At 47.9% G+C, this 23,030-nt stretch carries 19 protein-coding genes; 16 read left to right on the forward strand and 3 right to left on the reverse strand.

Features of this window, described 5'->3' with window-relative positions; translation table 11 throughout:
* Nucleotides 1-66: 66 nt before the first annotated feature.
* Nucleotides 67-1,041 (forward strand): FAD:protein FMN transferase, encoded by a 975-nt coding sequence (locus AC27G9_RS07945; protein ID WP_487072840.1) that lies wholly within the window; start codon nt 67-69, stop codon nt 1,039-1,041.
* Nucleotides 1,042-1,102: 61 nt separating this feature from the next.
* Here the strand turns inward: AC27G9_RS07945 and AC27G9_RS07950 are convergent, their stop codons facing one another.
* From AC27G9_RS07950 to AC27G9_RS07960, 3 genes are read right to left on the reverse strand one after another with little or no spacing between them, the layout of a single operon-like run.
* Nucleotides 1,103-2,722 carry a hypothetical protein gene (locus tag AC27G9_RS07950; protein WP_487072842.1) on the reverse strand — a complete coding sequence of 540 codons (1,620 nt, stop codon included), beginning with the start codon at nt 2,720-2,722 and terminating at the stop codon, nt 1,103-1,105.
* Between the two features lie 10 nt (nt 2,723-2,732).
* A complete protein-coding gene (locus tag AC27G9_RS07955; protein ID WP_487072844.1) occupies nt 2,733-5,213 on the reverse strand; it encodes a LamG domain-containing protein in 2,481 nt (826 codons plus the stop codon).
* 2 nt (nt 5,214-5,215) lie between these two features.
* Nucleotides 5,216-6,469, reverse strand: coding sequence for a hypothetical protein (locus AC27G9_RS07960; protein ID WP_487073651.1), 1,254 nt, complete (start codon nt 6,467-6,469; stop codon nt 5,216-5,218).
* A 782-nt stretch (nt 6,470-7,251) separates the two neighbouring features.
* Here AC27G9_RS07960 and AC27G9_RS07965 point away from each other — a divergent pair.
* From AC27G9_RS07965 to AC27G9_RS08035, 15 genes are all read left to right on the forward strand, one after another.
* Nucleotides 7,252-9,942 carry an HzsA-related protein gene (locus AC27G9_RS07965; protein ID WP_487072846.1) on the forward strand — a complete coding sequence of 897 codons (2,691 nt, stop codon included), beginning with the start codon at nt 7,252-7,254 and terminating at the stop codon, nt 9,940-9,942.
* A gap of 4 nt (nt 9,943-9,946) precedes the next feature.
* Nucleotides 9,947-10,687 carry an SH3 domain-containing protein gene (locus AC27G9_RS07970; RefSeq protein ID WP_487072848.1) on the forward strand — a complete coding sequence of 247 codons (741 nt, stop codon included), beginning with the start codon at nt 9,947-9,949 and terminating at the stop codon, nt 10,685-10,687.
* Nucleotides 10,657-11,292: an outer membrane beta-barrel domain-containing protein gene (locus AC27G9_RS07975; RefSeq protein WP_487072850.1), complete on the forward strand. Its 636-nt coding sequence runs from the start codon at nt 10,657-10,659 to the stop codon at nt 11,290-11,292. Before AC27G9_RS07970 ends, AC27G9_RS07975 begins: the two co-directional genes overlap by 31 nt.
* An 8-nt stretch (nt 11,293-11,300) precedes the next feature.
* Nucleotides 11,301-11,828, forward strand: a complete 528-nt coding sequence (locus AC27G9_RS07980) for a TlpA disulfide reductase family protein (RefSeq protein WP_487072852.1) — start codon at nt 11,301-11,303, stop codon at nt 11,826-11,828.
* 2 nt (nt 11,829-11,830) lie between these two features.
* Entirely contained in the window at nt 11,831-12,076 is a 246-nt protein-coding gene (locus AC27G9_RS07985; RefSeq protein WP_487072854.1) for a DUF4266 domain-containing protein, read from the forward strand.
* Entirely contained in the window at nt 12,063-13,199 is a 1,137-nt protein-coding gene (locus AC27G9_RS07990) for a DUF3570 domain-containing protein (protein ID WP_487072856.1), read from the forward strand. The genes AC27G9_RS07985 and AC27G9_RS07990 overlap by 14 nt, the downstream gene beginning before the upstream one ends.
* A 10-nt stretch (nt 13,200-13,209) precedes the next feature.
* Nucleotides 13,210-13,797, forward strand: a complete 588-nt coding sequence (locus AC27G9_RS07995) for a hypothetical protein (RefSeq protein ID WP_487072858.1) — start codon at nt 13,210-13,212, stop codon at nt 13,795-13,797.
* Between the two features lie 13 nt (nt 13,798-13,810).
* Nucleotides 13,811-15,853, forward strand: coding sequence for a hypothetical protein (locus AC27G9_RS08000; protein WP_487072860.1), 2,043 nt, complete (start codon nt 13,811-13,813; stop codon nt 15,851-15,853).
* Entirely contained in the window at nt 15,846-18,782 is a 2,937-nt protein-coding gene (locus AC27G9_RS08005; protein ID WP_487072862.1) for a tetratricopeptide repeat protein, read from the forward strand. Before AC27G9_RS08000 ends, AC27G9_RS08005 begins: the two co-directional genes overlap by 8 nt.
* Complete coding sequence (locus tag AC27G9_RS08010; protein ID WP_487072864.1) at nt 18,769-19,500, forward strand: tetratricopeptide repeat protein; 732 nt, start codon at nt 18,769-18,771, stop codon at nt 19,498-19,500. Before AC27G9_RS08005 ends, AC27G9_RS08010 begins: the two co-directional genes overlap by 14 nt.
* A complete protein-coding gene (locus AC27G9_RS08015) occupies nt 19,493-19,822 on the forward strand; it encodes a hypothetical protein (RefSeq protein ID WP_487072866.1) in 330 nt (109 codons plus the stop codon). The genes AC27G9_RS08010 and AC27G9_RS08015 overlap by 8 nt, the downstream gene beginning before the upstream one ends.
* Before the next feature lie 197 nt (nt 19,823-20,019).
* Entirely contained in the window at nt 20,020-20,685 is a 666-nt protein-coding gene (locus tag AC27G9_RS08020) for a MotA/TolQ/ExbB proton channel family protein (protein WP_487072868.1), read from the forward strand.
* A gap of 6 nt (nt 20,686-20,691) precedes the next feature.
* Nucleotides 20,692-21,267, forward strand: coding sequence for an ExbD/TolR family protein (locus AC27G9_RS08025; protein WP_487072870.1), 576 nt, complete (start codon nt 20,692-20,694; stop codon nt 21,265-21,267).
* A complete protein-coding gene (locus AC27G9_RS08030; protein ID WP_487072872.1) occupies nt 21,264-21,794 on the forward strand; it encodes an ExbD/TolR family protein in 531 nt (176 codons plus the stop codon). Before AC27G9_RS08025 ends, AC27G9_RS08030 begins: the two co-directional genes overlap by 4 nt.
* Nucleotides 21,791-22,792, forward strand: a complete 1,002-nt coding sequence (locus AC27G9_RS08035) for an AgmX/PglI C-terminal domain-containing protein (protein ID WP_487072874.1) — start codon at nt 21,791-21,793, stop codon at nt 22,790-22,792. Before AC27G9_RS08030 ends, AC27G9_RS08035 begins: the two co-directional genes overlap by 4 nt.
* The last annotated feature ends 238 nt before the right edge of the window (nt 22,793-23,030 follow it).

A 23,030-nucleotide genomic window follows, 5' to 3' on the forward strand; every position in this document is an offset into this window, starting at 1 on the left:
TAACAGTGAAGTAGGCTAACGCATGTGCTGTATTCGATTGGTATCTTGTCATTTAGGAAAGTATTTATGTTGAAAAGGCTAGCTTGTTTTGTCGCCGTCTTGTTTGCACCGGGCGCGATGTCTAATGCCTATGCAGAATGGTACTGGGGAGAAGCCAGTATTATGGGGACAAACATTGAAGTTCAGGTTTGGGCACAGTCCAAATCGCAAGGGGACAAAGCGATAGCGGCAGTTTTTGAACAGATGGAAAAGGTCAATCAATTGATGAGCCCTTACATCGAAACCAGCGATCTGGCCACGTTGAATCGCCTTGGCGCAACGCAGTTTGTCAAAGTCGATGACAGTTTGTACGACCTCATCGACCAATCGATTGCCTTTTCTGATATGACCAAAGGAGCCTTTGATATTACGTTTGCTAGTGTTGGATTCCTGTATGACTATCGCAAAGGGGCAAAGCCTGATGATGAGACCATTTCACGTACTTTAGATGCGGTGAATTATCGCCATATCGAATTACAACCGAGCGATCATGCTGTTCGATTTAATCACCCCGATGTGAAAATAGACTTGGGCGGGATTGCAAAAGGCTATGCTGTGGATCAATCCATCGAGGCATTGCAAGCGCTCGGGATTGAACATGCTCTCGTGACGGCCGGAGGCGATACGCGGCTGCTGAGTGATAGGCGGGGCAGGCCGTGGGTGGTCGGGATTCGCGACCCACGTGATGAGACTAAACAAGCAGTGAAACTGCCACTAGAAGATATTGCTATCTCTACGTCAGGTGATTACGAACGTTACTTTGAAGAGGATGGCAGTCGCTTCCATCATATTTTGTCACCTAAAACCGGTAAGTCGACATACGAGGTGCAGTCGGTATCAATCATTGGTCCATCGAGTACGATCAACGACGGTTTGTCGACCTCAGTGTTTGTGCTCGGCGTGGTAGAGGGCATAAATTTGATCAACACCTTCCCGGATTACGAAGCCATCATCCTAGATAACAATCGCAAACTACATTTCTCTAATGGCTTGACACAATAGCTGGTCAATAGGCAAAAAAATCGGGGCCTAAGCCCCGATAACCATTTTGCTGTCGTTATTATTATATGGTGCCACTTACGATTGGCTCGAAAGCGGTTAAGCTGTCTATTAATGCACTGTTGCCCAACCCATGCCCCGGGAAGAGCTGAGCAAACTGGCCCTGTTCACCGTGCAGTGCCAAATAATTGAGAATCACGGTTTCTACAAGCAAATTGACGTTATTGGCGGCTGGTGTTGACGCGGTTTCAACGGCGCCATCACTGCGCATAAAGCCAAGTTGTTGGTGCTGCGCTTGCGCTTCTGGAGTTGCGCCAATCAGTTGAGGGGCACCACCTGGATTGTAAACCAAGAAAAATGACGCTGACGTAGACGAATTGTCACCAGTCCATACGCCTTTCCCTCTGCCGTTTTCAGAGTCATCTATCATGCCGTTACTGAATACGGAGCCATCGCTACATACATACATCATCAGTGGCATGCCAATTCTGGCGGCATATTCTAAACAGGCGCCCATACATCGCCCAGCGCGTCTATCTCTGACTTCACCAGTCGCGCGGCTGCCATCATGGTAGTCATAGCCACCCATTGTAATGGTACCTGCGCCAGCAAAGCCGTTCATCACTAGCTTCATCACAGAGGCGGTTTTCCTAAACTCTCCGTCACCGTTAAATTCTTCTTCGGTAAAAATACCAGATGAACCAACGATAACTGGGTCTGTGGCTGGGTCTAGTGTAGTGGGATCGCCGAAGCGGTCGGTGATGTCGGCACTCTTCACATAGCCGCAGCGAACCATATCTTTTACGACGTCATCTGCGGTAATTTGAGTATTGACGTTGTTTAGCTTCATGTCGCTTATGCGTTGGATGGATTCCATCACTGCGACCGAGTCTTCTTGGCTCAACAAGCCCACAAGATCACCAGTATCGACAAGGCCAGTTACATCAGAAGGCCTATCGATTTTCGTCGGTCTTACGGCGGCATCTATCATGGCAGCAGGTGCCATTGAGTTGCCACCGGAGTCACTATTTCGCGAACCGATAAGTGTCAATAACGAACCATCTGCGCCGGCGCGATTGATGCCGTACATGGGGTTATGTGGATTGTTACCTGTGTCGTTTTCTGAGCGAGCGGGTATTACAGCCCCGTTGATATTAGCGCGATTTGTCACACTGACTTTATCTAAAATACCTTGTAGAAAAGCACTGTCACTGTGAAATGCGAGTCCCAGTTCATTGTTGACAAAATCCGAAAGGCCGGTGTCTGGATTGGCAATAGACGGCACCATATCACCGGGTAAGCCCTGTCTGTTATAGCCTGCGGTGCTGAGAAAGTCGAGTTGTCCGCCTCTGCCACCGACCAGCACATTAGAGCCTGCGATGTTAGCTCCTCCAGCAAGATCGAATACGATAAATGGGATTTTGCCCGCGCCTTGTGAAGCGATTCCACAACTGGCTTTAAGCGCTTCTAAGTCAGGGGATAGTGTCGCATGAGCCATTTTGGGGTTCGCGAACAAACTCATTACTGAGCCGCCCATTACCGTTGCCGCGCCTGTGTAAAAACCTTGTGCAATGAACTCTCTACGCGTCATAGGTTTAGCATGGTCTTGGTGATACAAAGGCGCATCGGCACTTGCTGCTTCTTTCGGACGTTTTTTGAAAAAATGTGAAGTTAATTTAGCCATGATTGCATTCCTACTGTATCAACATTGTGGCACTGCCAAGAACAGCAGCACAGCTAGCTTTAGCAACGGTGCGTGTATACTGCACGTCACAGTTACTGCCTGCTCCACAGGTCGTCAACCTGTCGATCAGTTGATTGATTTCATCTGACACTGGGGCTCTGGCCGCTTGTGTCGCTACATTAGATCCCAGCATAGTGTCGAGAATAGGATTGACCACCCCATCTCTGTTGCTACCTGCGTAAGCACTATTTGCCGATGCGGAGAAGTCAAAATCTGGGAAGTAAGCGCTTCTGAGACTATTGTCTTCCACTAAGGTGTCACAGTATCGGATAGCGAGCTGAGTGACCGCCATCTGGTTTGCCGCTAGGAAACTCGTGATATCAGTAACCGATGGCAATTGTTGTTTTAATTGATTGAAAGTGTCATTCACGGCTGAGTTGCTCATCGGTACAGTGGTAAGTGCGGACATAGTGGCGTTAATCTCGGCAAAATGACGAGTACCGATTTCCGACTGCGCATCGATATCTGCCGCTGGCGCTGGCGCGGGAGGTAAAGCCTCTACACGGACATTGGTGTTGTTGCCCAATACTTCAAATGTGAGGAAGAACTCATCCAGTTCTGGCCCTTTTTCCAAAGGAATAATTGTGCCTTGGCGAGACAATGCCTGACCGATTCCAGCTTGGTAATTGGCTGCAGAAATTTGCGTATCCAAGGTCGCAAACACTTGGCCAGCAAACGATTCACGACCATTGATACCCACTCTGATCCCTCGCACAGCAACGTCAGGGATGGATGCGTCGTTATCGAGTGAAATAAAGAAGGGTTCAGCGAATAAATAGCTGTAGCTATCAAACTGACTGACTTCAAACACAATGTAGCTTTGTGGCACATTGATGAGGTCGCTGACACCGAACAAAAGGAAGTATTGCTGGCCTACACCGGCATCAAAGTTTTGAGTGATCTCTTCGTCTTCAAGGGTACGGTTGTGTACGGCGACCATACGGATGATCCCGGCCCAAGGTACATCACCTGATACCTCATTACCCAACACAAAGGCAAAGCTGTCGTCCCAGTCAAGCAGGTTTCCACCCTCTGTGCCGTCATCGTCACCGGTAAATTCACCATTTACATAGATGCGTCTTCGATTGTTCGCATCGTAGTTAACGACAACGTGTTGCAATGCAGCTTGAAGGTCTTCATCGGCATCCGCTGTCGACAATGCGGGTTCACCGTTGATATCCGTGTTTTCGCTACGTAACAGAAAATCGTAGTTATACAAGGTTTGGCCAAGAGTGAAGTTTCGGCGGTCTCGTCCACCAGAGTAACTCACGATTCGGGCAGGGCCCTCTTGAGTCACATTGGCCGGAGCCACCCAAGCTTCGATAGCAAATTCGCCACTGCCTAGTATTAGATCATAGAGTTTCCGGCTGTTGGTTGTACTGCCTTGGGCTTTGCCATCGGCCAGTTGAATGCCGTAACCCCCAACCCAGTTATACTCGCCAGAAAGCGTCAGGTCCAAAGCGGGATCGACACCAGATGTGTCAAACGCTGTGTTACCACTTCCCGTTTTAAACTCCCATTTAGCGATAACGTTTTGCTCAAAACGTCCGCCACCACTGGCTAAAGTACCGTCGAAAAGTGACAAGGCATCAGAGTTTACCAAACTGCTATCCAATTCCGTAAGTTCAATACCATCAGACATGGTGGCAATCGCTTGTCGCAAGGCTTCACCGTCTTGTTGGCAATCGCTCCAGCAATTGTGGAATTGGTCGCGTAAGCGCACCACAAAACGCGAGTCCTCTGGGATATCCAGATTAATTCTGTCTTTGGCCGCTTCATAGGCCTCGTTTACGTCACTTGATGAGAAGTAAGGTGAAATTGGTATTGTGGCACTATTGGTGTGACAGCTTGCGCAATACGTTTGCAATAGGGGATAAACCGTACTTTCGAACAAGGCTGCACTTTCAGGAAAGTTTTTCGTCGAACCCGGTTGGCGCGCAACAGGCGCTTGTAGCTCTATGACATTCGCTTGGTTTTGTTGATCAGATTGTCCGGCCCAGTCACTGATCCACGTTGTCATGATGTCGGCACAAGCACTGTCACTTGTTAACCAACAATTGTGGCCACCGCCAACTTTGGTCACCAATCTTGATTCGCTTGGCTGATTCAAATCAACTAAAGCGCCAGAGTCAGAATATGCCAAGTTAATATCATCGTTTCTGGCAAACGTAGGTGATTGTGCACCTTGTGTATGACAAGCACCGCATCGGTCAGCCGTTGCCATATTGTCCCACAATGATTGTTTAAAGTTGTTGACGTCATCGGTACTCGGCGCAGGGCCAGTATAATTTACCACTGGTTGTTCAGCTGGCGGTGGCAGTGGGGTAGGAGTCACTTCTGTGCTACTGCCTCCGCACGCGGCCAAAATCAGAACGGATGAGGCGATAACACTGTTTTTCAGTATCGAGAGAGGGGTGTTAATATGCATCATTATTACTCTCCCTTACAGTAATTGGCGGCGTCGGCAAACACCGATTTAATTTGATAACCAGAGTCAATGAAACCATCTGTCATCGCTGTAATCTGACTTCTATCGTCACTGTCTTGAGGGCGGCGTAAGCATACTTCCTCAAACACTTTTGTTGCTTGGCATTGCGCAAACTGTTGGCTGTTGGCCAGTTCTGCACCCATGGTTTTTGCGCCATTGCCAGATCCCGGCAAATCTTGAGACCAGCCTAAGTTAAAGTTAGGGCCTTGACGCCAGTAGTTGTCCCAGCCATCGTCCAAGGTGACAAAACCGTGTACAAAGTTGTTACTGTTGATCCAATACTTTTCTTGCACTCGCAAACCCGTCACAGGGTCGGTTTGATTGGTGTTGTTATATTGCAATGCGCCATTATTGCCATCTGGATCGCCATTCACATCATAACTGTAATTGTAGTAAGCAAAGGCTTGAGCCAGTGGGTCCATACCCGAATGGCAGCTGACGCAGTTGTTGTGAAATAGTCTGCTGTCGCCGCCTGGGCTACGACTTACGTCTTGGCGAATTCTGTCTGGCGCGCGAGTAATATCCGCAACACCTTCAAGGTCTGTACACATATGGTTTATCAGGGTAAAGCGGAACATGGCGCGGTTCGTACCGTCTTTGAAAAAGGCTTTTGCTGCAGCTCGTGTCGTCATCACTCCGGCAGTGGCGTCACTGGGAAGGCCGGTTACTGACGATTGCGTCGTTCTGACAAGGTTTGCCTGCAAGTCCACCACATTATTCTCTAACGCCAGATAGTGTTCGTTATTGTTGTTGTTATAGGCGGGAAGGTTTAGTGCGCTGTCGCCGACATAAAGAATATCGCCGCTGAGAATCTCACGGAAGTCGACGTCATCACGTGCAATACCGATAACTGTCGCGATGTAGTCATTGAGCGGCTCAAATTTGTCAAAAGCTTCATTGGTCCAAGGTGCGGCCCAAACCTTCAATGTAACATTGTAAAATGCAGCGTTCTCCATCGCGAGGTAAGCGGCTTGGTCGCCGTTTCCTGCGCTAATCAACGCTTCCATTTCTGACAATACACCTGCCTCAGCTGGCACTCCGGTCAGTCTATCGTGCATTCTAGCGGCCTGTTCTCTGGGACCTGCATTAACACTTGCAGACGCAATCAGTAGTGCGAGACAGCCGAATTTAATAGTGTTGGCGAGGTGCCTGTTAGATGTTCTGGCCGTTTCAACGCGGCTCTTTTTACGATGTGGGATATGCACGGTATTTGCTCCTTTGCAGGCTAACGTGTAAATGAAAGCAATCAGCATGGCTTGAATAAATAGTTGAAAATTTCATTAGGTGTTAAATCTCATAACTAACTCTTGTTTGATGGCAATCCGGTTGAAGTCGGAAAAACGAGTGCTTTTCGATACTTGCCGATAATTTATAAGTCGATTCGTTGACGTTATGTACTTGCTAACAATCTCTGTGAAAACCGCCTTTTCCTGTAAACTGAGATGAGTCAACGGTCTGCGAATACACAATTGGGCTAGCCAATCAAAAATCGGGCCAGCGTTTTCTAAGCTAGTAAATACGAGGGGCAGCGATACATGATGGGGAAAAAACTTCGTGCAGAGTGTCTTCAATTTTCAACACTGTGCTAATTATTACAGCAGATAACCTTTAATTTTGTTTGGGTGATTTAAATAAAAATCTATATTTTTCAATTGATTAATTACGCATGTCGCCGCCAGCATACGCTTTGTAATCACGTCGTTCTCAACAAAAAAATATCCAACAAATTTGTAAGGAATTTGCTAGCAATGTAGAGAGCAAGATCGCTGTAATGTTTTCTATAACGTATCAAAACTCATTCCCTTTTATGATTGTACGCCTTGAAGGTTTGCCAAGGCGATGAAATGCTGAAAACGTACCAGCAAGTGAGAATTTTGTGTTGGAAGTCGCTCATGTAGCATTTTGTCCACACTTACCGAGCATAATTCACTGTTGGTATACTTTGACCCCAGACGACAGACAAGGCTATTAGGACGCAGTTATGAGCAGCCAATCTTTTCTTAAACTAGCAAGTGTAGCGATCAGCGCGTTCGTTTTGAGCGGCTGTGGCGAATCTGTCGTTTCTCAGCAAAATGATGAACCCGACCCGGTTGTTGTCGATATCCCCATTGCGTTTGTCAAACGCACCTTACCACTCGATGAGAATGGCCAGGTGGTGGGAAGCGATCTACGAGACCCGACCCAATTCGTGCCTGGCGCGGGTCTATATTTAAAAGCGAGAGCGTCGGTAAGCAGTGAAGAGATTAATATTACCGACCGTGCGTTTTTAACTGAAGACTCGCCGACGGATGATGATGGAAACCCAATTAGTCCGCTCTATGACATCAAGGACATTGAAGTCTCCTACGACGGCACTCGATTGCTGTTTGCTATGCGAGCACCAGAGATTGAAGACGCCGATGAAGATGAACAGCCCACTTGGAATATATGGGAATACAATCGCACTAACGATGAACTCCGTCGTATCATTGCGTCTGACATCGTGGCTGAAGCCGGCGAAGATACCGGTCCCGTTTATTTACCTGATGGTCGAATACTTTTCAGCTCCACTCGCCAAAGAACGAATCAAGCGATTTTGATTGACGAGGGTAAAGCACAATATTCAGGCTTAGAAGAGAGCCTAAATACAGAAGCTTCGGTTTTACATGTGATGGATGCCAATGGTGCCGATATCACGCAAGTGAGTTTCAACCAGAGTCATGATCTCGATCCTTTGGTATTGCCAAATGGTAAGGTTCTCTTTACCCGCTGGGATCACGCTGCCGGTAACAAAGGTATGCACCTCTATCAGATGAATCCCGATGGCAGTGAACTCGAGATAATGTATGGCCGTCACAGCCACGAATTGAATGGTGATACGGTACATTTTGTGCAAAGTCGTATCACGCCGGATGACCAAGTCTTGGCGTCGGTAAGAACGTTTTCTCGAAATACCCTTGGCGGTAATTTTTATCGAATTGATATCGACAATTACGTCGATATTGATTCTCCGGTCGCTTCGAGCGATAGCTTAACGGGGCCAGGACAAGAGGCGGCGCTGTTTGACAATATCGATACTCAAGCTGCAATTTCGCCGGGCGGGTACGTCGCCGCATTATATCCTTTGTTTGACGGTAGTGAACGCCAACTTTTTGCATGGAGCCAATGCCGCGTTTTTGACCCCGAGCAAGAGGTAGTTGAAGGGGAACAGCGCACTATCTTGCCATGTACCCCCGAGTTACTTGAAACAGACGGTATCGAAGCGGCCCCGCTATTGTACGGTTTGTGGATATACGATCCGATTACCAACACTCAACAAGTGATTGCGACACCAGAAGAGGGCGTCGCCTATACGGAACTGGTATCCATGGAGCAACGCGGTTTTCCGGCAGACTTTACTGGTGACGGGGTGATAGACAATGAGTTGGCTGATAGCGGATTAGGGCGTATCCATATTCGCAGTATCTATGATTTTGCTGGAGAGGACTCGACACCCGCTGGTCTGGCGGTAATGGCCGACCCCTCGCAAACCAGTGTGGCAAACCGTCCTGTGCGTTTCGTGCGAGTGGTAAAAAGCGTTTCTATTCCTGACGAAGACGTTGTGGAATTAAATAACAGTAGTTTTGGTCGTCAACGTGCGTTGCTGATGCGAGAGATTATCGGCTACTCAGAAGTAGAACCCGATGGATCCGTGTTATTAGATCTTCCGGCAAACGTGCCTTTGTCGTTTAATTTTCTCGATGCCGATGGCAAGCGAGTTTTCCCTCGCCATGACAACTGGTTCCAATTGGTGCCTGGTGAGGTGAAAACTTGTAATGGGTGTCATACCGCAGACAGTAATTTACCTCATGGACGATTGAGCGCGGAGTATCCCTCAATTAACCAAGGGGCTCCGGTTACGGGGGCGGCTCATCCGGGGGCCAATCCCGCTCTTTTCGCTGACCTTGGGGAAACCATGGCACAAACTCGAGGCAGAGTGAATGGTGTGCCTTACCCGAGCCCAGACATTGTTTTTGAAGATGTATGGGCTGACCCTGACACGACTGCGGTGGCGGAATCATTCAGTTTAGCATACGGCGACATGCTTTCGCCGATACCTATCTCACAAAGCTGTGCGCAGAATTGGACAACGCTGTGTCGTATTGTGATTAACTATGCAGACCATATTCAGCCTGTCTTTGAAGTGGATCGCAGAACGTTTGATACCGAGGGCATGGAAATCAGTGATCAAACTTGTATCAGTTGCCACGCGCCTGTTGATGCTGACGGAGTCACGCAAGTACCTGCTGGCCAATTGGATTTAACGAATCAAGTGTCATTGGACAACCCTGACCATTTGACCGGTTATCGAGAACTCTTGTTCAACGACAACGAGGTGGAAGTTGTAGACGGCGTACTTGTTGACCGTCTAATTCCCGCGCTCGATGGCAATGGCAACCCTATTTTCGAAAGAGATGAAGATGGTGAATTGATTCTTGACCCAGAAGGCAATCCTATTCCTGTTATGGTTACGGTGAACGTTCCAGCCAGCGCTCGAGCGAGCAGTGCAATTGCAAGCGACACATTTTTTGCGTTGTTTTCAACCGGTTCTCATACAGGGTGGTTGAGCGATGCTGAGTTAAAAATGATTGCAGAATGGCTTGATTTAGGGGCACAGTATTATAACAACCCATTTGACGTGCCTCAGGATTAGGTAAATGCGCGCAGTAATTACATTTTTTAGTGTGCTTGTGATGATGTTTTCGCAAGCTACTCTTGCCGACGAACTCGTGGTAAAAGTCGTTGAACCTTATGTCGATGTTCACACTGGCCCGGCGTCTGAATTCCCAGTTTTTCATGCGGTAGAAAGCGGTGAAACCATTACTGTACTCAAGTCTCATACGGGTTGGTACAAAGTCCGCACTATGGATGGCAAAGAAGGTTGGATTGCGAAAACGGCGCTTGCTGCAACGTTTGATTTGGATAACCGAGAAATCCTACTCGCTGAGAGTGATTTTGCCGGTTACCAAGGGCGCACTTGGGAATTCGGAGTATTCGGTGGCCGTTTAGATGATGTGAATGCGATGTCAATCAGTGCAGCTTGGGTACTGACTGACAATATCGCGGCGGAGATTAGCGCGACTCAGGCCCTCGGTGACTTTTCGGATAACCGCATGTGGCTAGTCAGAGTTCAGCATTACACCTTTCCTGAATGGCGCCTAAGCCCCTATTTTACTCTAGGTGCAGGACAAATACGCACCGAGCCCAGTGCGACTCTGGTACAGAGTGGCGCAGAGTCGAGAACGAATGACTTGCTCGAAGTAGGAGCAGGTGTAAGGTATTACTTAATGCGAAATTTTGTGATGCGCGCAGAATACAAACGATTAACCGCGCTGACGGAACGTGATGAACTTGAGGAGTTAAACCAATGGACGCTAGGATTTTCGGTCTTTTTCTAGTGGGGGCTACGGCATCGGCTTTTAGCGTGGATGTCATGGCACAACAAACGCCGCCACCAGTGATCGAGCCCGAGCTTGATCGCCGAGAAATACGCGAAGCAGATATCGATAGTGAAAACTTCGAGATTGGCGTATTCGCAGGACAAATCAGTATTGAAGACTTTTCTTCATCTTCGATTGTGGGCGTAACCTTGGGGTATCACATCACCGAGAATATCTTTGCAGAGGCCAGTTATGCGCAGGCTGATGCAGGTCAAACGAGTTTTGAGATCCTCTCAGGTGGTGCGCCGTTCCTCACCGATGAGGAGCGGGAATACACCTACTACGACTTGTCAGTGGGGTACAACTTTAACGGTGAGCTCTTTGTTTCTGAAGGAACAGTGTTCAATACCGATTTCTATCTAATGGTCGGCGGCGGCAGCACCGATTTCGGGGGCGAAAGCCAGTTTACACTGACCCTCGGCGGTGGATACCGCGTGTTACTGACAGACTATTTTGCCGTACGTTTGGATGTAAAGGATCATATTTTCAATAGCGAAATCATTGGTGAGGAAAAGGACACTCACAATATTCAATACACTTTGGGTGCAACCTTCTTTTTCTGAGGATTTGAATGATGAAAGTCAAATCATTTAAAAGTTTTACGGGTCTTGCTGCGGCAGTAGCAGTATTACTTAGCCTTACCTTGGCGACCGCGACTGAAGCCGCCAGCCCTGCTGAAAACACCCCCGCGGCTGACTTCACTTTGAAAAGCCGTGAAGGGAGTAATCGCCGACTGAGTGAAGAACGAGGCAATATTGTTATTGTTAATTTTTGGGCGTCGTGGTGTGGTCCGTGTCGAGAAGAGCTCCCTGCATTTGAAGAAATGTACCAAGAATACGCCGATTTGGGTGTAGAAATATTGGGCGTGAACGTCGATGACGATTCGAGCAAAGCTGATGTATTGCTCAAAGACATTGAAGTGAGTTTTCCTGTTCTGTACGACCCAGATGGCCAAGTCAGTGAACTTTACGATGTATCCGCAATGCCTACAACGGTAATGATTGACCGTGACGGTACCACGCGCTTGATTCACAAGGGCTATAAGTCTGGTGACGAAAAGCAATACGAAAAAGCCATTAAAATGCTATTGCGAGAATAATCATGAAATTGTCTCGATGGATGGTCGGCCTGGCCCTGACCGGAGCGCTTATGAGTGGTGGTTGCGTTAGCACCATCACCGAGATCGAACCCTGGGTAAAGCCTTATGAGCGAAGTCATTTAGCCGACCCCATTATGAGTATGAATCGCAACCCGATTGCGTTAGCGTACACCAAGCACGTATTTGAAGCTCGAGAGGGCGCCCGTGGCGCTGATGGTGGCGCAGGAGGCGGTTGTGGCTGTAATTAAACGGCTCCTAGTAGTCGCAGTTGCTATGGTAGCTGCAGTGACGAGTCAAGCTGCGGTCTTACCGCAGGACCGCTCAGACGCGATGTACCACAGCTATTCTGGCGATGGGGTTACCATTGATGGGCCTTCCGTTCTATTGCGCAAAAAGATTGGTAACAAGGTCTCATTGTCCGCTAACTACTACGTTGATACGATTTCAGGTGCTTCCATCGACGTTAGAGCGCAAGCGAGTGAATACACCGAAGAGCGCACAGAAACCACGGTCGGTGCCGACTTCCTTCACAACAAAACGCTGATGAACTTGAGCTATACCAATTCCAGTGAAAATGACTTCGAGGCGAATTCTTATCACCTAGGGATTAGCCAAGATTTTTTTGGTGATTTGACGACGTTGTCACTGAGCTACTCCAGAGGCGATGATGAAATTCGCCGACGCGGTGATGAGTCCTTTTTAGAGGAAGCACAACGCCAAAAATTCGGCTTTGGTTTGACCCAAGTGGTGACCAAAAACCTGATTATGGGGTTTAACGCCGAAAATATTTCTGACGAAGGTTATCTCAACAACCCGTATCGCGCGATTCGTTTTCTCGACCCCGACAGCGCTAGAGGCTTTTCGTTTGTCACGGAAGTCTATCCCAATACACGCGTGAGCAATGCGTTTTCGATCAATGGTAACTATTACTTGCCATACCGCGCGAGTATCTATGGCGATTTTCGATATTATTCAGATACATGGGGAGTCAGAGCGACGAATGCCAAACTCGGTTATATTCACACGTTTGGCGATGATTGGATCGTCGATGCCCACGTCCGTTTTTATCAGCAAGGCCAGGCCGACTTTTACAGCGATTTGTTCTCCCGCGCTGATGAATTTAACTTCATGGCACGTGACAAAGAGTTGTCAGAATACTCGGGGTTCTCAGCTGGCGTTGGCGTGACCTATGAGTGGGCGTTTTCTCAATCCTTTTTCTTGGAAAAAAGTACGTTTAATTTAGAGTACGATTACATGCAGTTCGATTACGATAACTTCAGAGACGCTACCGATGGTGCGCCTGTTGGAGAAGAGGCACTGTTTGGCTTCTCTGCAAATGTGATTCGCGCTTATGTCTCAATTTGGTATTAAGGAGCTTGCGATGACGACATTGCATGCACAATCTAAACAACAAAAAATGTCGATAGTGAAACGCTTGGGCGCGAGTCAATGCATCATGATGGTAGCGCTAATCGTGGCAATTGTTATGACGATAGCGTCGTTCGCTGCAAGAGCCCAAAGCACTGAGCAACCTCTGTCTGCACAAATCGAAGATTTAAAGCAATCCCTTATTGAGCTCAATCGTGACTTATTCATTTTAGAAGAAGATTTACTTTTCCCTTCAAGTACCCAGGTGGCGGTGTATTTGTCACTTGATGTTGGGACGTATTTCAAATTGGATGCGGTGGAATTGAAAGTCGACAATGATACCGTCACCCAGTATTTATACACAGAGCGTCAGGTAAAAGCCTTACAACGGGGCGGGGTTCAGCGTTTGTATATCGGCAACGTCAATCAAGGCGAGCATGAGTTAACCGCATTTTTCATCGGGATTGGGCCAGAGAATCGCCCTTATAAGCGAGCGGTAACTATCACCTTAGACAAAGATGATGAAGCCGCTGCCATAGAGCTACAAATCACAGATTCCACTGCTAAACATCAACCCGAATTCAAAGCCGTTGTGCTGTAGGTAATGTCAGAGCATGTCTAAGTTTTCTTCGCTAGTGTTGTCCGCTACCTTGATGTCTTCGATGGTGTGGGCACAAGACACGGATGACCACACTGATGAGGCGCTCAAGGCGGCGAGATTTGGCGAGACAGTGTATTCGGTCTATCTCGATGATCATTTAACAAGTTTAACCACGATGGCGGTGGCGAGAGAAAAGGGGCTGACTGACGAGCAGCTCGAAGTGGTGACCTTGCTCGAAGGTGGTGTTGGGTTAGGTTGGAGCATGCCGTCTATGGCCGCTGCTAAACTGGGGCAGCATGCCGATCATCGCAACAAAGACAATCGCCCTTTGGCGTGGTATTGGCTTGCAAGGCTGAGTTTCGCACAACACCAATATCAAGCGGGATTGGCCGCGTATGAACAGTTTGAACAAGCATTGTTAGATGTTGACGAAGACGTGGACGACGTACTCACGCCTTCACAATGGTACGACTTAAATTATGAAGCGGCACAGGCGGCGTTGAGTATCGGCAACGCCGATATAGAAAAATATCAAACGGCATTACCCAGTGATCATGTCACCTTGCGCTATCTTGAATACAATGAAGCCGTTGCCGCTTATTCAGAGCAAAATTATGATGATGCGATAAAAGGGTTTGCCGGTGTAGAAGCCCAACTGGTCGCGCAACTCATGGATAATACCGACGAGGAAGGTTGGTTGAATTGGATTGGCTGGTGGCAGGATCGCGAGGACGATACTGTCAAGCAAGCCGAATTGCAGGCGTTGCTTAACCAAGTCCATCTGTCTCATGGGCAAGCCATGTTGGCGAGAGGGCGTTTCACTGATGCCCTCGGTGTATTTGGTGAAATCAGTGGGCAGTCGCTGGTGAGAGATGAAGCCTTATTACAATACGGTTGGGGTTTAGCCCGTAGGAACGATTGGCCGTTGGCTATGGGCGTTTGGGATTACCTCGCAAAGCAGCCTGATAACTTGTATACCTTACAAGCGACACACGCGCTTGCGCTGGGTTATGCCCAACAAGATGGTGAAGTGCAAGCTCACGATACCTTGGCGGCATTGATAGTAAAACTCAATCATTCCATTGACGATTTGGATGCGCTGACAACGAATATGCAAACCGAGGCATTTTGGCAAGCCTTAGCGGCTGGTGTCAGTGATTTGCAAGTAGATCAAATGTCCACAGATAGCCAGTCTCAGTGGCAGACTTTATGGCCTGCTGCTCACCAAGATTTATTAATGAGTTTAATGTTGAAAGACGGTGAACAAACCGACCAACTTGCTCAGCTCGAAGAGCTCTATGCTTTGCGTACTCAACTGATGTCACGACAGTCAAAAATAGAGACCTTTACGCAGTTGCTCGACGAGCGAGACTTGGCTCACGCTAAGCGTGCAGAGCAACATCAAAATAGCCCAACCGAGGCACGACTGAACCAGCTGCAAGCGCAAATTGAAACGCTTAAGAACACGATTGCCAAGGCGATTGAAGCCGAACAAAGCGCCGCAACAGGGACGGAGTCTCTAGTTGGGCTGGCCGTGTTTGCCGATGAAAGTCAGCTGGCCTCTCTGAATCGCTTAAACAAAGCTTCACAGCGTCATGAACGTTTACTGAGTCAACGTAAAATGCGGCCAAAATATGCCCAGCGCATAGCTCGCTTGCAAGGAATCATGCTGTGGGACTTATCCGAACAATACACGGAAAAACGCTGGCAGACTAAAAAGGCGATGGTCGCGCTAGAGGCCTTGTTACAAGACGCCCAAACCAAACAAACGTCTTTTGCGAGCTTGGTATCCAAAGCCAACATTACTGGGCCACAGCGCCAAAGGCTGGCAACGATGGCCAAGCGCATCGATGACAGTCTGACAAAAACGACGAACCTGATCGATGCGTTGGAAGGGAAACTCACCGCAAACGCCAATGATGTCATAAAACAGCGTCGCGACTACTTAGCGCAACAACGCAATATGAGTAAGTTGGCGATTTTACAGCTCAAAGATAGCTGGCGACCGACGACACAAGCGGCACCCGTCGCCGCAACGGAGGGCAGAGATGAATAAATGTCCTTCTCAATTGACAGCGATTGCAGCGCTTTGTGTTGCACTGTCTGGTTGCGGTATCACTTTCGTTGAAGAAAAAGTTGCCAAACGTATTGAGCCTGCCAGCACGCCTTTGATCACGGCATTGAATGTAAAGCCTATCGAGGTAAAACGAACCCAATTACAACCAGAAGCGTTGGAAGTCATTCGCGACGGTTATGCAGAATTGGCTGACAAGATCGAGGATGATGAGCTCACCCGTCAACTTAACTTGCGCTTGGCTGACGTTGAAATGTTGTTGGCCGAAGAACAGCAAGTCGAGGGAACAGGCGCTGATACTGACGAGGAAGCTTACCAACGAGCTATCAATGCGTACAAGAAGGTACTGACCAATTATCCCGGTGATGTATCCGAGGCAGAAGTACTGTATCAGTTGTCCCGAGCTTATGATTTACAAGGTAAAGGTCGTGAAAGTGCGATTATACTCAGTGAATTATTAAAAGTTCAGCCTGACTCGCTGCACGCCAACGAAGCTTGGTTCCGTCAAGGCGAAGGTTTTTTCAGTGGTGGCGATTACAAAAAAGCGGCGGACGCTTACGCTAAAGTGCTGGCCAGTGAGCAATACGACACCTTCTACACCATGTCGGCATACATGCAAGGTTGGTCTTTCTACAAACTGGAAGCACAAGAAGATGCCCTGATAGCCTTTGATAAAATGCTGACTGCCAGTTTCGCTCGATTGCCAGATGCGCAAACTGGGTTTACCTATCAATTGCCAAGCGTGGAACAGCTTTCAAAAGGCCAACAGCGGTTGGTGCAAGACAGCCTTCGAGTAATGGGGCTGCTGTTTTCCTATCGCGGCAATGGCGAAGCCATCATTGATTTTTATCAATACTACGGGGATAAGCCACACAGTTACTTAGTTTACAATGAACTGGCTCAGCAGCACCTAGACAACGACAGGTATCTGGATGCGGCAGAAGCGTATCTCGCGTTCGCGCAAACTCATGCGACGCACTCGGAGGCGGTACCGTTTTACGTAAAACATATTGATGCGTTTATCTTAGGCGATTTTCCGAGTGAGGTGTTAAGCGCCAAAGCTGGGTTTATTGCGACATTTGGTTTGTCACAAGGGATATACCGAGACTTGTCATTGGAAAGTCGAGATAAAGCCAATCCGTATTTGCACACTTACTTGCAAGAATTGGCGCAATCTCAACACAGTTTTGCGCAACAACTCAATTCGCCACAGCGCCGCCAGTCTTTGCCTGAGGCCCTGCAGCTGCTCGACGATAGCAGTCTGAAAGCTGAAGCCATGAAAGCATACAGTGAAGCGGCAGCGTATTATCACGAGTTTATCGATACCTTCCCCGATGATGCATTGCGTCCACAAATGCAGTTCAATTTAGCGGAGAGCTATTACGAGGCTGAGCAATATGCCAAAGCCATAGAGCAGTATGAGGATTTTGCCTACCGCTATGTTGATCACGAAAAAGCCAGTGACGGTGCCTACACAGCGCTTTTGGCATACGACGCTTTGTTACCGACATTGGCAGATGAGTCGTTAGATATATGGTTATCGGCACAACGCAAGAGTCGCGATAACTTTGTTGTGACCTTTGTTTCAGATGAACGCGTTGTACCTGTGGTACAGACCCTAATGCAAAGTACGTTCGACTCTGCGTTGTTTGATGACGCTCTGTTTTACAGTGCTTGGCTATTGACGCCACCAGCGGGCGTGACTGGGCCTATTTCACCGTCGCTTAAGCGATCAGCGAAGCTTGTTGAAGCTCACAGTCATTTCGGTTTGCAGCAATATGCTCAAGCTGAAGCCAGTTACGCTGAGTTGTTGGTTGGCATGTCGCCGGAGCAAGATGATTTTGCAGAACTGAACCGAAACTATGCGGTAAGTATGTATCAACAAGCCCAAGCTGCAGTTGAGCAAGAAGACTTCGACGCGGCAATTGAGCACTTAAAACGTATCATTGCCAAGACACCGAATGTCGATGTGCGAATCAACGCGCAATATGATGCGGCAAGCTATTTGCTGGCGGCACAACGATTTGATGAAGCACAAGAGATGTTGTTGGATTTCGAGCGCCGGTTCCCGACAAACGAGCTCACTGCGACTATCGAAGATAAATTGCTGTATATCTACGAAGAAACCGAGCAATGGCAAAATGCGGCAGATATCTTGTACGCGAGGTGGCAGGTTGATCAAACGTCACCGGACGCCCCCGAATTGCTGTTTGTGTCAGCAGAATACTTTGAGAAAGCGGGCAACCGAGAAGCGTCACTACCGGCATATCGTACTTACGCGCACACGTATCCGGAGCCCTTTTCGAGAGTCACTGAAGCGCGCTTTATCATGAGTGAGTTTTATGTGGAGAGTGGCGAAGACAGTAAGCGACGTTTCTGGCTGAACAAACTCATACAAGGCCACGACAATGCCGGCAGCGATACTACCGTGAGATCGCAAACGCTGGCTGCAATGGCAGCTATGGTGTTTGCCGATGACGCTCGGCTCGCTTTTGCCAACATTAAGCTTACCCAGCCGCTTAAAAATAGCCTTGGGAAAAAGCGTAAAGCCCTGACCAAAGCCGTGTCAGCCCACAATAAAGTGCTTGGATATGGCGTTCGTGAATATGCCACAGTTGCAAATCACCAATTAGGCACATTGTATCGCACGTTGGCCAGTGACTTAATGGCTTCAGACCGGCCTTCAGGGTTGAACGATTTAGAACTCGAGCAATACGATATCTTGTTGGAAGAACAAGCTTATCCTTTTGAAGAGCAAGCCATTGGTGTGTTCGAAACCAATGCTAAGCGCAGTTGGAAAGGGACTTATGACGAATGGGTTCAAGCGAGTTTTACTCAGCTTGAGGAACTGTTACCGTCGCGATATCGAAAACCAGAACAAGTAGAGGCATTGACTGTTGAGAACTATTAAGCTTCATTGCCACATTAAACAAGCCACGGTTGCTGTGCTACTTGCAACGGGATTGTGGGGGTGTGCAACTGCACCAGATGTTGTTGTCGAAGAAACGGCCCAAACGCAACCAGAGCTGCCTGTGGAACAGCAGCTCGCCAATACCTTGCGTGCGGCACCAAATCAGTATGCATTGTCAAAACGCGCAATAACGCCCAATCAGCAAGCCAGTTTTGCGCAAGCGATAAATGCCTTGAACAATGGCGATACTGACCTAGCAAAATCTCAGCTAGCAAAACACATGAGCACTCCTCAATTACCGTCAGCGTTTTGGGTGTTATTGGGAGATGTCTTGCTCGAAGAGGGAGATCAAGCTGGGGCCATCACACAGTATCACGAAGCGGTAATTCAAAATCCAAGCAACTATTTCGCATTAAATCGATTGGGTACGCAGTACCGTCAAAAAGGCCAGTTTGAAACAGCGATGCGCTACTATCAAAAAGCGATAGATGCATGGCCTGGCTACGACGCGGCGTATCACAATATGGGCATTTTAATGGATTTGTATTTGGGTGATAAAAGTGCGGCTATTGATATGTATGCGAATTATCAAGCGCTAGTGTCATACCCAGTGCAAGGTGATGTGTCCAAGCGCGACGTCAAGCGCATTAAACGTTGGATAGCCGACGTCAATCGTCAACTTCCTGAAACAGCGAATCAGGAGAATAGCAATGAATAAACTGACAATGTCCGTTGCTGCCACGGCGGTCATACTGGCTAATACTATGTTGGTTTTCCCAAGTATTGCCCAAGAGACGGATGAGCCGATTCGATTAGAGGCAACAATTCGCGGAAACAAAGAACAACCTAGGGTATTGAGTATTGTACCTTGGCAGTTGCCCAAATATCGCAATATCGAGGGCACGCTGTCTTGGCAGCCGGTAAATTCTCAGCCTCAACTTATTGAACGCAATAGGTTTTTAAGACGTGTTGCCTTGTCGCAACAGTTCAATGGTGTGGTGCCAACAACCACATCGGATGGGCAAGCAGCAGAGCAATAGGTATAAACCCACGCAAGTGCGTGGTGTTGTGAATAACCAACGTAAGCAATTTATACAGTAATAATATAGAGCCTGCTAAATTTGGTGTTTGACTGTAGTGATGACAAACGTGTACTCAGTTCAGTTTAAACACCAGATGGTGATAGGCCCGAGGCAGTGAAATAGTGGTGACTGCCGAATCTTAATGAGGAAAAATTATGCAAGTCTTCGATGTTATCGTGCGTTTCTTTCAGGAAGGCGGACCCTTTATGTTCCCAATTGCGTTAGTACTAGCAATGGGGATCGCAATAGCTATCGAAAGATACTTTTTCTTGAGCTCAGCAAAGCGCACAAATCGACGTGCATTTGCGGAGCTAGAGCCGTTATTGAGCCAACAAAAATACGACCAGGTTATTCGCTTAGGTGAGCAGGGTAATGCCCCGGTAACCCGAGTGATTGGCGCAGGTATCGCTCGACTGCAAGTCAGCCCCCGTCGAGAAGATATTGAGTACGCAATGGAAGAAGGCTTAATGGAAACCATCCCTCGCCTTGAAAAGCGTACGCCTTACTTGGGCACATTGGCTAACATCTCAACCTTACTCGGGTTGTTGGGTACTATCATTGGCCTGATTGCTGCCTTCTCTGCGGTGGCCAACGCTGACCCTTCGGAAAAAGCCAGTTTGTTGTCACAGAGTATTTCTGTTGCGATGAACACTACTGCATTTGGTTTGATTGCAGCAATTCCACTTCTCGCGTTTCACTCTCTGTTGCAAACCAAGACGACGGAAATCGTAGACAGTATGGAAATGGCCGGTGTGAAATGTCTCAATGTATTGATGGCAAAGAACACAGTGCGTACCCGCAGCAGACAATCTGACGAGTAATTCATCATGTTGGGCAGACGTAAACGCCTCAAAAAACAGGATGCAGAGTTAGACATCACGTCATTTCTGAACTTAATGATAGTACTGGTACCAGTACTTCTGATGATGATGGTGTTCTCGCGTATTACTGTTGTTGAGCTCAAGCTCCCCGGTCTAGAGGCATTGGGTGACGGTGCCGATATTGAAAATCAGCAACTTGAGCTACTTGTAACGCCAGAAGGCAGTGCACTTTATTTTCCCTCTGGCTACTTGGTCAGACAAATCCCCGCGCTGACAGATGAAGCGACGGGTGCGATTGTTCAGGATTGGGATACATTGCAGTTTTCTCTAAAGCAAATGAAACAAACCTTACTCGCGAAAGGAACGGAAAAAGAAGATATCGTTTTGATGATTGACGATCGCGTTGATTATCAAAGCTTGATTACGCTTTTGGATAGAACCCGGTCTTACGAAGATGTTGTCGCTGCATCGGTTGTGGATGCTGCCTTGTTCCCCGATGTCTCTTTTGCAGAGATTCCTGCGCAAATGGCTCAACTCGATTGGACCATGACGCAATCCGATGCGACGGAGGGTGGCCAATGAAGCAATCGGTAAGAGCAAAGCGTATGGACCGCAATCACAAGCGTCGTGCGCAACAAGCTAAATTGAGTTTGGTGTCCTTAATGGATATCTTCACCATCTTGGTTTTCTTTTTGATGCTCAATGCGTCAGACGTACAAGTACTTGATAATCACAAGTCGATAACGCTACCTCAGTCTCCGGCTGACACGCCAGCCAAGGAAACCTTATTGATTCTTGTCAATAATGACGACATCGTGTTGCAGGGACAAAAGCTAGCTGACGTTAGCAGTGTGTTAAGTGACAGTGGTGATACCATCTTATCGTTGGAAAAAGAGTTGGCTTACCGCTTGAGTAAAGCCCCTCAGGCGCAAGATACGATAGTTGAAAGTAAAGAGCCCGATGGACATGCGATCACTATTATGGGCGATCAATCTGTGCCTTATGCACTTTTGAAGAAGATCATGTATACCTGTGCGCAAGCCGGATTTACTGATGTATCGTTAGCGGTAGAGCAAAAAGAATCAGCAGTGAGTGGAGATGCCGTATGACAACCACTACGTATTTCCAAACTCAGCTGCCATGGGCATCAAGCGAACAAGAAAACAAACGTTTTTCACGTATTACGTACATAACTCTGGCCATCACTTTGCTTTTGGCGGTTATCGTTCAATGGGTACAGTTACCTGAGCAAACCCGAGAGGAAAAAGAGTCTCTTCCTCCTCAACTGGCTCGGATTATTCAACCCAAAGAGCCACCTCCTGTGCCAAAGGTTGAGCCAGAACCTGTGCCACAAGAAAAGCCTCCGGTAGTTGAGGAGAAGCCCAAACCACCTCCACCTAAGCCACCGGAACCAGAGGTTGTAAAGCCCAAACCTAAGCCTGAGCCTAAACCCGTGCCACCGCCACCTGAACCAACGGAAGCGGAAAAAGTAGCGCAAGCACGAGAGAATGCGAAGCAAACAGGGTTGTTGGCGTTCCAAGATGATTTAGCGAGTATGCGCAGCGATCTCAGTCTTAACAATATGGCCGATACACAAACCATAGAAGGCGCTGGGCAAGCAGAGGAAACCTCTCGAAAACGCATTGGGCAAGCTGTTGCGGCAAGTAATAGCGGTGGGTTGAAAAATGCTGAAATCAGCCAAAACATCGGTGCTCGAGGTGAACTTGCAGGTCGTAGAACAACGGAGTTTAGTGCACCAGAAGAAGGGGCCGCATCGCTCGCAGCTAAACGTATCGAAGAGGAAGCACAAGTTATCGGTGACCGAGACGTCGAATCGATACGAAAAACGTTGGATGCTAACAAAGGTGCCGTCTACTCTCTGTATCGACGGGCATTACGCCAGGACCCAGAACTTGAAGGCAAGGTTACTGTGATGCTCACGATAGAGCCAGATGGCAGACTTTCAGTTGTTCAACTTATCAATAGTGAGCTTGAGGATGAAGCTCTGGAGCAGAAGTTGTTGGCGCGAATTCGCATGATAAATTTCGGTGCAGCAAACGTGAAACAAACTCAGCTAGAGTACGCGTTTAACTTCCTACCTTATTAGGACGCTTGTTGTTACGCATTGCTGTGCTTGTAAACAAGCGATGCGATAAACGTATTGATTTAACGAATCTTGTAACGCGAAGGGCAATACGCTCAAACTTCCTACAATGAACGCGCCTTTGGGCGCGTTTTTTTATACGTTAAACACCGAATTGCACATGAGGATAGTGATTAGGAGACTAATTTTTTTGTAATGGCACTAAAAACAATAGCTTACTCATATCGTTTAGGTGGCGTTA

Source organism: Alteromonas sp. 5NS40-0096 (assembly GCF_057544385.1).

Coding starts and splice junctions, on each gene's coding strand:
- AC27G9_RS07945 (WP_487072840.1), top strand. CDS start 67: ATGTTGAAAAGGCTAGCTTGTTTTGTCGCCGTCTTGTTTGCACCGGGC.
- AC27G9_RS07950 (WP_487072842.1), bottom strand. CDS start 2,722: ATGGCTAAATTAACTTCACATTTTTTCAAAAAACGTCCGAAAGAAGCA.
- AC27G9_RS07955 (WP_487072844.1), bottom strand. CDS start 5,213: ATGATGCATATTAACACCCCTCTCTCGATACTGAAAAACAGTGTTATC.
- AC27G9_RS07965 (WP_487072846.1), top strand. CDS start 7,252: ATGAGCAGCCAATCTTTTCTTAAACTAGCAAGTGTAGCGATCAGCGCG.
- AC27G9_RS07970 (WP_487072848.1), top strand. CDS start 9,947: ATGCGCGCAGTAATTACATTTTTTAGTGTGCTTGTGATGATGTTTTCG.
- AC27G9_RS07975 (WP_487072850.1), top strand. CDS start 10,657: ATGGACGCTAGGATTTTCGGTCTTTTTCTAGTGGGGGCTACGGCATCG.
- AC27G9_RS07980 (WP_487072852.1), top strand. CDS start 11,301: ATGATGAAAGTCAAATCATTTAAAAGTTTTACGGGTCTTGCTGCGGCA.
- AC27G9_RS07985 (WP_487072854.1), top strand. CDS start 11,831: ATGAAATTGTCTCGATGGATGGTCGGCCTGGCCCTGACCGGAGCGCTT.
- AC27G9_RS07995 (WP_487072858.1), top strand. CDS start 13,210: ATGACGACATTGCATGCACAATCTAAACAACAAAAAATGTCGATAGTG.
- AC27G9_RS08000 (WP_487072860.1), top strand. CDS start 13,811: ATGTCTAAGTTTTCTTCGCTAGTGTTGTCCGCTACCTTGATGTCTTCG.
- AC27G9_RS08005 (WP_487072862.1), top strand. CDS start 15,846: ATGAATAAATGTCCTTCTCAATTGACAGCGATTGCAGCGCTTTGTGTT.
- AC27G9_RS08015 (WP_487072866.1), top strand. CDS start 19,493: ATGAATAAACTGACAATGTCCGTTGCTGCCACGGCGGTCATACTGGCT.
- AC27G9_RS08020 (WP_487072868.1), top strand. CDS start 20,020: ATGCAAGTCTTCGATGTTATCGTGCGTTTCTTTCAGGAAGGCGGACCC.
- AC27G9_RS08025 (WP_487072870.1), top strand. CDS start 20,692: ATGTTGGGCAGACGTAAACGCCTCAAAAAACAGGATGCAGAGTTAGAC.
- AC27G9_RS08030 (WP_487072872.1), top strand. CDS start 21,264: ATGAAGCAATCGGTAAGAGCAAAGCGTATGGACCGCAATCACAAGCGT.
- AC27G9_RS08035 (WP_487072874.1), top strand. CDS start 21,791: ATGACAACCACTACGTATTTCCAAACTCAGCTGCCATGGGCATCAAGC.